Here is an 819-nt window from a genome sequence, read left to right on the forward strand (position 1 = left end):
CTTTTTTCAGTCTACAAAAAAATTTTCAATTTCTTTCTCTTTGTTCTCTTTTCTTGTTTTAAAAGTTGCGAGTATTTCTCGTTCTTTATTTCCATGTGTTGATGGGGCAGGATTCCATAAATAAGCACGATGTTCAAGCGCAAATTTCACTTCCGAATAGTTGATTTTATCATAGTCTCCATAATCTATATTAGCTAAGTATTTTTCAGCAATAATTTCATAAATAATAAAATCTTCGAATTCATTATAGATAGATCTGTACTTGATACTGTCTTTATCCATGAATGTAGTGAACATATATGCATCAACCGTAAATTCTGTAGAAACTTCTTCTTTTTTTGGTTCAGAAATCATACATCTTAATATTCCTCTTAACTCAGAGTATATGTTAATACTACTCCCAACTTGTACGCAAATCTGTTCCAAATCAAAATTATCGTTATTCAAGCCTCTCTTTTTCCTAGCAAACATTGCCCACAATTTTTTCTCGTCATTTGATACCCCTTTTATCAATTGTTTTATGTTTACATTTGTTAAATCTGAAAATTTGCAAATTTCTTTTAAATAGTCATATTTATTTAGATTTTCTTTTAATGACATTTAACTTACTCCTCTGTGCTCTATTATTTCTATATAATAATTTCTTCCTATACTAATTAATTATCCGTTATACTTTTTTTCTTTGATTCCTATCTTGCTTGTTTTTTATGTCTTAGAGCTCTATCTTTTTTTACTAACTTAACCACTGCTTCTGTTCGTGCAGTGTGGGGAAACATATCGACCGACTGGATATACTGGATATCATAAACTTTTACCAGC

1 protein-coding gene is annotated in these 819 nt (G+C 29.5%); it reads right to left on the reverse strand.

What is annotated here, in order from left to right:
• Positions 1 to 6: 6 nt before the first annotated feature.
• Entirely contained in the window at positions 7 to 600 is a 594-nt protein-coding gene (locus SORDD27_RS09385; RefSeq protein ID WP_000053461.1) for a hypothetical protein, read from the reverse strand.
• Positions 601 to 819: the final 219 nt, after the last annotated feature.

It is taken from the genome of Streptococcus oralis (assembly GCF_001579025.1).
Lineage (GTDB): Bacteria > Bacillota > Bacilli > Lactobacillales > Streptococcaceae > Streptococcus > Streptococcus oralis_X.